This window comes from Pseudomonas sp. 5P_5.1_Bac1 (assembly GCF_025466015.1).
Classification (GTDB): Bacteria; Pseudomonadota; Gammaproteobacteria; order Pseudomonadales; family Pseudomonadaceae; genus Aquipseudomonas.
Genome location: NZ_JANLNX010000023.1, coordinates 1 through 8,253 on the forward strand (window position 1 = coordinate 1; position 8,253 = coordinate 8,253).

General features: G+C 62.1%; 6 protein-coding genes and 1 pseudogene. 3 read left to right on the forward strand and 4 right to left on the reverse strand.

Translation table 11 applies throughout. The features are described 5' to 3' along the window. Positions 1–100: pseudogene (locus tag NTD82_RS04375) on the forward strand (transposase); the annotation flags it as partial. A 46-nt stretch (positions 101–146) separates the two neighbouring features. Next, positions 147–617, forward strand: coding sequence for a hypothetical protein (locus tag NTD82_RS04380; protein ID WP_262127887.1), 471 nt, complete (start codon positions 147–149; stop codon positions 615–617). A gap of 197 nt (positions 618–814) precedes the next feature. Here NTD82_RS04380 and NTD82_RS04385 read toward each other — a convergent pair whose 3' ends face one another. Beyond that, positions 815–1,126: a DUF3077 domain-containing protein gene (locus tag NTD82_RS04385; protein ID WP_262127888.1), complete on the reverse strand. Its 312-nt coding sequence runs from the start codon at positions 1,124–1,126 to the stop codon at positions 815–817. Positions 1,127–1,600: 474 nt separating this feature from the next. Here NTD82_RS04385 and NTD82_RS04390 point away from each other — a divergent pair, with 474 nt between their 5' ends. Then, on the forward strand, positions 1,601–2,041 hold the full coding sequence (locus tag NTD82_RS04390; protein ID WP_262127889.1) for a nuclear transport factor 2 family protein: 441 nt from the start codon (positions 1,601–1,603) through the stop codon (positions 2,039–2,041). Positions 2,042–2,227: 186 nt separating this feature from the next. On the opposite strand, the gene NTD82_RS04395 is transcribed toward NTD82_RS04390, so the two are convergent. The 3 genes from NTD82_RS04395 to mexE are packed head-to-tail and all read right to left on the reverse strand — an operon-like array spanning position 2,228 to position 8,088. Beyond that, on the reverse strand, positions 2,228–3,655 hold the full coding sequence (locus NTD82_RS04395; protein WP_095158734.1) for an efflux transporter outer membrane subunit: 1,428 nt from the start codon (positions 3,653–3,655) through the stop codon (positions 2,228–2,230). Continuing rightward, complete coding sequence (locus NTD82_RS04400; RefSeq protein ID WP_262127890.1) at positions 3,652–6,831, reverse strand: efflux RND transporter permease subunit; 3,180 nt, start codon at positions 6,829–6,831, stop codon at positions 3,652–3,654. Before NTD82_RS04400 ends, NTD82_RS04395 begins: the two co-directional genes overlap by 4 nt. Before the next feature lie 12 nt (positions 6,832–6,843). Next, positions 6,844–8,088, reverse strand: coding sequence for a multidrug efflux RND transporter periplasmic adaptor subunit MexE (gene mexE / locus NTD82_RS04405; protein WP_095158736.1), 1,245 nt, complete (start codon positions 8,086–8,088; stop codon positions 6,844–6,846). Positions 8,089–8,253 lie beyond the last annotated feature (165 nt).

Below are 8,253 nucleotides of genomic sequence, written 5' to 3' on the forward strand. Positions count from 1 at the left end.
AGGGCAGTTGACCGGCGCTGATCGCTTTGTTGATGAGGTGGAGAAAATATCAGGTGTCAGATTAGAACTGCGGGGACAGGGTCGGCCAAGGTCGGGTTAAAGAAAATAAATCCGTCCCCTTTTTCTTTTATTAAATAGGTGTTGCTATGGTTGATGGTTTGAGTTTTAAAATGGATGTCGAGAAGTTTCAGGCTTTTATTTTTGAGATGGACGATGTCTTAGAAATTTTTCTAATGGAGGCTGCTGCTGAGGGGTTTTCTCTAGATTATTCAGTCTCGAGTTTGGATGAGCTGGAGAGTTATATTAACTATTTAGACGCTAGGTATCCGGAAGAGCGTTTTTTTAGTCGATGCTCAAGATATCTTGGGGAAGTGTTTAGAAAAAGTATGGGTGGGTCGTGGGATCTATCCTTGGAGAATTCAAGGGATATAAACTTTAAACTTCCTGTCGTACGTAGGTTTAGTGATTTTGATATTGATTTTTCTCCGTTTTCAGTTGTGGGAAACTATTTGGTAAGAAGGCAGAAGGGATTACTAAAAAATGCAGTTTTGGCAAATAGCGAATTTTCAAAATTTCTTATAAGCCCAATTGATGGTGGCGAGAAGGCCGGAAAGTGAAAACAGGATGCCCATTAGTGAATCTCAAATGAATGGGTAAGTGAATCCGACAGAAAACCGGGGCAGGTTGAATGGCGCTTACTTAACTTTATCCACATGCTCATTCTCACAGTCCTCAAAAAAAGAGACGGATTCTATTTTCTCACCTGAAATAATCCGCCCCTTTTTCTGGCTCACCTACATGCCCCATAACCCCACTACTCAGCCATCACACTTGTGCCCCGCACCCCCTTCAACAGCGACTCAACCAACGCCCGGGAAATCTCCAGCGAGTGGTAGTTACTCCACGCCAGGTCCCCGACTTCCTGCTCGGCCAGTTCGCAGACTTGCAGGTTGGTTTCGAATGCTGATTTCAGGGTCATGGACAGGTGTATGAGGGCATCTTCGATGTCGACGCCGGCGCAGACGGCGAACAGGGGTTTGTGGCTGTCGTTGCACACGCTGAAGTGGGTGTGAACGGTGGCGAGGCGAGGGGTGATAGCGGGTGGATCAGGTACGGGCTTTTTCATGGTGTCTATCTCTGTGAAGGAGTGAAGACGCCACGAGCTGCTGTCAAACAGGTGGGTGGCGACTGTGCGCGGGTTGACAGACCGGTCCACAGAGAAACCCGGCGCGCCCGAAGGCGCCCACACGCACAGCTGCCATAGCAACCAGCGTTCTGCGGAAAAGGTCGGCCTGTCAAAGCCGGTCGTTGATTTGGCAACGACCGGCGAAGACTAGGTGCCGATTCCCACGAGCGCAACGGCTGATAAGGCGCGGAAGTATGATTGGGAAATTGCCTACATGAAAGTCGGAAGAAGCCTGGATTTCGTAGCTTTATGCGACACCCCGGTGGGGGATTTGCTGGGCGGGGTGTCAGGGGGATCGCGAGCAAGCTCGCTCCTACAGAGGGGGGGGAGTGGGGGGCTTGTAGCTTGAATGGACGATGTGTTGCCGTCTGTGCGGGTCGATAGTGGCGCGAGCCCAACGACGAGGACGCCGTTATGACCGACAGCGCGGTAGCGATCAGCAATCTTCTTTACCAATACGCGGAGCGCCTGGACTGCGGCGACTTTGAAGGCGCGGCGGCGCTGTTTCGGCATGCGCGGATCAAGTTGGCGGGCGACAGGCCGACCCTCGACTCAGCGCAGATGCTGGCGGTGATGCGGGACTTGATCACGCTGTATCCCTGCGGCACGCCGCGGACCAAGCATGTGACCAGTAATCCGATCATCGAGGTCGATGAGGCGGCGAACCGTGCCACGGTGCGCTCGTACTACACGGTGTTTCAGTGCACCGAAGGGTTGCCGTTACAACCGATCACGGCGGGGCGGTATCACGATGAGTTCGAGCGGGTGGACGGGGTGTGGCGGTTTTCGTTTCGAGATTATGGGTTGCAGGATGCGGTGGGGGAGATGGGGTTTCATTTGCGAGGGGAGGGTTGAGGTTTTTTGCGGGGCTTTGCGGCCTCATCGCTGGCAAGCCAGCTCCGACAGGTTGGGTGTTCACAGCCCTTGTGGGAGCCGGTCTTGCCGGCGATGAGGCGTGAAAGATCAGCCGAAAAAAAGCCCCGCAAGGCATACACCCGCGGGGCAAAACGGTCGGTGTGAACCAACCAAAGGAGCTCTGAATTACTTGGCGGCGACGGTCTCGGCCTGCCAGCCACCACCCAACGCTTTGTAGATGGCGACGATGCCGCGATACAACTCGACTTCGCCCTGGGCCTGGGCGTCTTCCGCGGCGAGGCGCTCACGCTCGGCGTCGAGCAGGACGAGGTAGTCCACCGTGCCTTCGCGGTAGCGGATCGAGGCGAGGTCCGCGGCTTTGCGGCTGGCTTCGCTCTGTTTCAGCAGCGAGAGCAGGCGCTGTTGGCGTTTGCCGTAGTCGCTGAAGGCGTTTTCCGATTCTTCCAGCGCCAGCAGCACTTGCTGTTCATAGGTCGCCAGTGCGCCTTCGGCGTCGGCGTTGGCGCCGCGCAGGCGGGCACGGACGCTGCCGAGGTCAAACGCGGCCCAGGTGATGCTCGGGCCAAGCGCCCAGGCGGACGCCGCCGACGAGCCGATCTGCGAACCGCGCCCGGCGGTGAAGCCGAGGAAGCCGCTGAGGCTGACCCGCGGGAACAGGTCGGCAGTGGCGACGCCGACGTTGGCGGTGGCCGCCGCGAGTTGGCGTTCGGCGCGGCGGATGTCCGGGCGGCGTTGCAGCAGTTCGCCCGGGTCGCCCACCGGCAGGGCCTTGGCGATGGCCGGCAGTTGCGCCGGCGACAGGTCGACGCTCAGCGCGTCCGGCCGCTGGCCGAGCAGGGTGGCGATGCGGTTGCGCGCTCGCACTTGTTCAGCCTGCAGTTGCGGCACGCTGGCTTCCACCGCCGCGAGGCGGGCGTCGGCGCGGACTACGTCCAGCTCGTTGCCGACACCGGCATCGCGCAGGGTTTCGGTGATGCCGCGAGAGTCCTGCTGGGTCTTGAGGTTGGCCAGGGCGATCTTCTCGCGCAGTTGCGCGCCACGAAGCTGGCCGTAGGCGTCCACCAGTTCGGCGATCAGGCTGACTTGCAGTTGTTGCAGGTCGGCCTGGGCCGCGGCTTCCTGGGCCTGGCTCGCTTCCAGTTGGCGCTGGATGCGGCCGAACAGGTCCAGTTCCCACGCCATGTCCAGGCCCAGGTCGTAGCGTTCGCTGTTGACCCGGTCTTCGGTCTGGCCGGGAATCTGGCCTTTGCCGAGGTCGCTGCTGGCGCGGCTGGTGACGGTGGGGAAGGCGTCGTTGTCGACGTCTTCGCGGATCGAACGGGCCGCCTTGAGGCGGGCGAACGCCACGCGCAGGTCACGGTTGCCGTTCAGCGACTGGGTCACCAACTGGTCCAGCACCGGGTCTTCGAACTGGTGCCACCAGGCGCTTTCGAAGCGGTTGCGGTCCAGGCCGGCCTGGCCGTCGGTGGCGGCCAGGTGGGCGGCGGCGGTTTCCGGCGCCTTGTAGTCCGGGCCCACGGCGCAGGCGCTCAGGGCCAGCACCAACAGGCTCGGCATCCACAGTTTTGCAGCGCTCAGGTTCAACGGGTTCATGCGTGGTTCTCCACGGCGGGCAGCCGCGCGGCCTTGCGCGCCTGGCTGCGTTCGACGTAACGACGGATCAGGACAAAGAACACGGGCGTCAGCAGCAGGCCGAAGATGGTCACCCCGATCATCCCGGAGAACACCGCCACACCCATGGCGTGACGCATTTCGGCACCGGCGCCGGACGAGAACACCAGCGGCACCACGCCCATGATGAAGGCGAACGAGGTCATCAGGATCGGCCGCAGACGCAGGCGGCAGGCTTCCAGTACCGCGGCCAGCGGGTCGAGGCCCTCGGCCTGTTTGTCCTTGGCGAACTCGACGATGAGGATCGCGTTCTTGCACGCCAGCCCCACCAGTACGATCAAGCCGATCTGGGTGAAGATGTTGTTGTCGCTACCGGACAGGATCACCCCGGTAATCGCCGACAGCAGGGTCATCGGCACGATCAGGATCACCGCCAGCGGCAGGCTCCAGCTTTCGTACTGGGCGGCCAGCACCAGGAAGGCCAGCAGCACGCAGAGCGGGAAGACGAACAGCGCGGTGTTACCGGCGAGGATCTGCTGGTAGGTCAGCTCGGTCCACTCGAAGGTCATGCCGTTGGGCAGTTCTTCCTTGAGCAGTTTCTCGATGGCCTTTTCCGCCTGGCCGGAGCTGTAGCCCGGGGCCGCGGCGCCGTTGATCTCGGCGGTGATGAAGCCGTTGTAGTGCATCACGCGGTCGGGGCCGGAGGTGTCGCTGACCTTGATGAAGGTCGCCAGCGGAATCATCTCGCCCTGGTTGTTGCGCACCTTCAACTGGCCGATCTGTTCGGCGTCGAGACGGAACTGTTGTTCAGCCTGGACGTTGACCTGGTAAGTGCGGCCAAAACGGTTGAAGTCGTTGGCGTACAGCGAGCCCAGGTAGATCTGCAGGGTGTCGAAGATGTCGTTGATGGCCACGCCGTGGGTCTTGGCCTTTTCCCGGTCGATGGCGGCATCGACCTGCGGCACGTTGACCTGGTAGCTGGTGAACAGCCCGGCCAGCTCCGGCACGTTGTGGCTTTTGGCGATGATGTTCTGGGTTTCTTTGTACAGCGCTTCATAGCCCAGGTTGCCGCGGTCTTCGATCTGCAGGCGGAAGCCGCCGATGGTGCCCAACCCCTGTACCGGCGGCGGCGGGAAGATCGCGATGTAGGCGTCCTGGATATCGGCGAACTGCGCGTTCAGCGCGGCGGCGATGGCGGCTGCCGACTGGCTCGGGTCTTTGCGCTCATCGAACGGCTTGAGCGGGGTGAACACGATGCCGCTGTTCGGGCTGTTGGTGAAACCGTTGATCGACAGGCCCGGGAAGGCTACCGAGTCGGCCACGCCCGGTTGTTTCAGGGCGATTTCGCTCATTTTCTTGATGACCGCTTCGGTGCGGTCGAGGCTGGCCGCGTCCGGCAACTGGGCGAAGGCCACCAGGTACTGTTTGTCTTGCGCGGGGACGAAGCCGGTCGGGGTGGACGAGAAGCCCATCCAGGTCAGCACCATCAGCCCGGCGTAGACGAACATTGCCACGCCGCTGCGGCGGATCACCCGGCCGACGGTGCCGACGTAGCTGTGGCTGGCACGTTCGAAGAAGCGGTTGAACGGACGGAACAGCCAGCCGCCGAACAGGCGATCGAGCACCCGCGAGAAACGGTCTTTCGGCGCGTGATGGCCCTTGAGCAGGACGGCAGCCAGGGCCGGCGACAGGGTCAGCGAGTTGAAGGCCGAGATCACGGTGGAGATGGCGATGGTCAGGGCGAACTGTTTATAGAACTGCCCGGTGAGGCCGGAGATAAATGCCGCCGGGATAAACACGGCGCACAGCACCAGCGCCGTGGCGACGATCGGCCCGGTCACTTCGCTCATGGCTTTTTTCGTGGCTTCCAGCGGTTCGAGGCCAAGCTCGATGTTCCGTTCGACGTTCTCCACCACAACGATGGCGTCGTCCACCACGATACCGATGGCCAGCACCAGGCCGAACAGCGACAGCGCGTTGAGCGAGAAACCGAACAGGTGCATCACCGCGAACGTACCGATCAGCGACACGGGCACGGCCACCAGCGGAATGATCGAGGCGCGCCAGGTCTGCAGAAACAGGATCACCACCAGCACCACGAGAATCAGCGCTTCGAACAAGGTGTGCACCACCGCCTCGATCGAGCCGCGAACGAACACGGTCGGGTCGTAGACGATGCTGTAGTCCATGCCTTCGGGGAAGTCTTTCTTCAGCTCGGCCATCTTGCCCCGCACTTCGTCGGAGATCTCGATGGCGTTGGAGCCTGGGCGCTGGAAGATCGGGATCGCTACCGCCGGCTGGTTGTTCAGCAGCGAACGCAGGGCGTACTGGCTGGAACCCAATTCGATCCGGGCGATGTCTTTCAGGCGGGTGATTTCACCGTTTTCGCCGGAGCGGATGATGATGTTTTCGAACTCTTCTTCGCTGACCAGCCGGCCCTGGGTGTTGACCGAGAGCTGGAAGCTGGTGCTGCCGGGCGCGGGCGGTGCGCCGAGCTGGCCGGCGGCGACCTGGCGGTTCTGTTCGCGGATGGCGGTGACCACGTCGCTGGCGGTCAGGTTGCGCGAAGCGGTCTTGTTCGGATCGAGCCAGACCCGCAGCGAGTAGTCGCCCATGCCGAACAACTGCACATCACCGACGCCGCCGAGGCGCGCCAGCTCATCCTTGATATTGAGGATGGCGTAGTTGGACAGGTAGAGCATGTCGTAGCGGTTATCCGGCGAGGTCAGGTGCACGACCATGGTCAGGTCGGGCGAGGCCTTGTCGACGGTGATGCCGATACGCGTCACTTCTTCCGGCAGCTTGGGCTGGGTGCGGGTCACGCGGTTCTGCACCTGCACCTGGGCGTTGTCCAGGTCGGTGCCGAGGGCGAAGGTGATGGTCAGGGTGATCTTGCCGTCGGCGGTGGACTGCGAGGACATGTACAGCATGTTCTCGACACCGGTGATGGCTTGTTCCAGCGGCGCGGCGACGGTTTCGCCGATCACCTTGGGGTTGGCGCCGGGGAAGTTGGCGCGCACGACCACGGTGGGCGGCACCACTTCCGGGTATTCGCTGATCGGCAACTGGAACAGCGAGATGGCGCCGGCGATCAGGATCAGCAGCGAGAGCACCGCGGCGAAGATCGGCCGGGTAATGAAAAACCGGGAAAAATTCATTGGACTGGTCCCTTAACCGCGTGGAGCCGTGGCGCTGGCAAGCTTGACCGTCGCGGCGCCGGCGGGCACTGGCGGACGGTTGGCGGCTTCCAGGGCCTGGCGCTGTTGGGCGAGGGCGGCGAGGGTCGCTTCGCTGGCCATCGGTGTTTCTTCAGGGGTGACCGACGAGCCGGGACGTACGCGCTGCAGGCCCTTGACCACGATGCGGTCTTCCTTGCTCAGGCCGGCGCGGACGATGCGCAGGCCTTCGAGTTTCGGACCGAGCTCGACCGGGCGGTAATCGGCCTTGTTGTCCTTGTCCATGACCAGCACGAACTTCTTGCCGAGGTCGGTGCCCACGGCTTCGTCGTTGATCAGCACCGCCGAATAGGTGGCGCTGCCGACCAGTTTCAGGCGGGCGTAGAGGCCGGGGGTGAACTGGCCGTCACGGTTGTCGAACACGGCGCGGCCACGGATGGTGCCGGTCTTCGGGTTGACCTGGTTGTCGACGAAATTCATCTGGCCCAGGTGCGGGTTGCCGGTTTCGTTGGACAGGCCGAGGTACACCGGGGTGGTCTGGCCGCGCTGGCCGTCGCGGGCGAGCTGGGTGTATTTCAGGTAGACGCGCTCGTCGGCATCGAAGTAGGCGTAGACGCGGTCGGTGGAGACGACGCTGGTCAGCGGCGTGACGTCGGCGGTGACGATGTTGCCGGCGGTGAACTGGGCGCGGCTGACCCGGCCGCTGATCGGCGCGGTCACGCGGGTGAAGCTCAGGTTCAGTTTGGCCAGGTCGAGTTGCGCCTGGATCGCCGCGACACCGGCGCGGGCTTCGGCGGCGGCGCTGGTGCGCGACTCGGCCAGCTCGGCGGAAATAGCGTTGCTGTTGCGCAGGCGTTCGCCGCGCTGGGCTTCGTTTTCACTGCGGATGGCGGTGGCGCGGGCTTGTTGCACTTGGGCTTCGAGGCGGCGGACCTCAGCCTGGAACGGGCGAGGGTCGATCTGGAACAGCAGGTCGCCCTTGTTGACCTGGGCGCCTTCGGTGAAGGCCACCTGATCGATCTGCCCGGAGACGCGGGGGCGGACTTCGACGGTTTCCGGCGCTTCGAGGCGGCCGGTGAACTCGTCCCATTCATTGATTGGTTGTTCCAGCACCTTGGCCACGCTGACTTTCGGCGCGCCGGGTGCCTGGACCGCCTCCGGGGTGCGACCACAGGCACTCATCACCAGAAGGGCCAACGCAGCAAGGGGATAGCGCAAGGGTTTGAGTGACTGCTCCATGGAGAACTCCGCCAATATATTGATAGTGGGCGGATTCTGCGTTCAGGCGCGGGTGGGCACGAATCGAACGAAGCGAAGGTGACTATCACGCGCAATGATAGAAGTGGAGTGTTATCGCGTGGCGTCGATAGTTAGGCTTTGCGCGCCCACTGTATCTATATCGGT